This is a genomic window from Weissella sp. DD23, assembly GCF_001579105.1.
In the GTDB taxonomy this organism is placed as follows: Bacteria; Bacillota; Bacilli; order Lactobacillales; family Lactobacillaceae; genus Weissella; species Weissella cibaria.
The window spans coordinates 248,231-249,739 of sequence record NZ_KQ970391.1 but is presented as its reverse complement, the minus strand read 5'-3'; the positions used below and the strand labels follow the sequence as shown (position 1 = coordinate 249,739).

At 47.2% G+C, this 1,509-nt stretch carries 1 protein-coding gene; it reads right to left on the bottom strand.

The window, feature by feature from the left end; translation table 11 throughout:
• Positions 1–1,509 (bottom strand): hypothetical protein (locus tag WEIDD23_RS03775; RefSeq protein WP_197458786.1); only part of this gene is annotated, 1,509 nt, incomplete at both ends.

Below are 1,509 nucleotides of genomic sequence, written 5' to 3'. Positions count from 1 at the left end.
CTGTGACATTCTTGGTCATGTCCGCAATGTCGTCTTCAACCTTTTGTTGCGCCTTTTGGATATCAGCCAATGTTGACTTGTCGTCAGCTGCAACCTTCTGCAAGTTATCCTTGTCAGCTTGCAACGTCGACTTCTCAGCTTGATCAGCAATGTTGGTTGGAACCGTAGCCGTCACAGTTGTATTAGCCGTGTCGATAGCGTTTTGACGGGTTTCTTGCAAGGCCTTCAAAATACCGTCAACGATATCTTGTTGTGCCTTAATGTCTGAAACCTTCGTCGTGGCATTGTTCTTAGGATCGGTCAAGTTCTTCAAGTTAGCAACAGCCGTCGCCAACTTGGCTTGGTCATCCTTTGGCAACTTACCGATTTGGTCAAGTAAGTTAGCTGGCTCTTCAACAGTGGCTTGCTTCTTGGCAGCATCTAGCTTGCTTTCGGCTTGCTTGATCGCGTCATCGTAATTATTCTTTGCCGTATCAACCTTGGCTTGATCATATGGATTTGCGTCCAATGCAGCATCAACTGCCTGCTTGGCACCAGCAACATCCTTGTCATCAGCAATATTCTTTGCCACCACAGTTTCGTCAGCTACTTGTAGCTTTGCAACTGCTTCGTCAATTGCCGTCTTCGTGCCAGTTTCCTCGGCTGACTTCACAGCGTCGATGCGCGCCTTAACGTCATCATCCGTCGCATGGGTTACTGCTGTTACAGCAGTGTCAGCCGTAGTTACAGAAGTTTGACGCTGTCCCTCGGCAACTTCAATGTCGTGTTGCAACTTCTGACGGGCACCATCAATATCTGATTGGGTAGCCGTCTTGTTGTCAGCTGACGTCAAACCAGTCAACGTCGCAATATCATCCTTGATTGTTTCATCTTGATCCGTGTACTTGGCAACATTATCTGCCGTGTTCCACTTGTTGATAACGCTATTTCCAGCTGACTTTGCATCGTTAACGTTGTCCGTCATCACCTTGATATCATCGGCAACCTTTTGTTGCGCCTTTTGAATATCAGCCAATGTTGACTTATCATCGGCTGCAATCTTCTGCAAGTCATCCTTGTCAGCTTGCAGCGTTGAATTCTTAGCTTGATCAGTAATGTTAGCAGGTACATCCGCCGTTGCTACGGTCGTTGCATCTTGCACAGCTGTCTTACGTGCCTCTTGCAATGGTGCCAAAATACCGTCAACGATATCTTGTTGTGCCTTAATATCTGAGGCCTTCGTTGTGCCGTCGTTCTTAGGGTCAGTCAAATCCTTCAACTTCGCAACAGCCGTTGCCAACTTGTCTTGGTCTGCTGGTGACAACTTCTTGATTTGGTCAAGCAAATTAGCTGGTTCTTCGACAGTTGCATTACCCTTGGCAGTAGCCAACGCAGCCTTAGCATCAGACACTGCCTTGTCCAAATCACCAAGTGCCTTGTTCAACGTATCTGTATTCAAGTCCGTTGCATTCAAGGCATCGTTCACAGCCTGCTTGGCAGTATTAACAGCATCCGAGTCAGAAACATTGG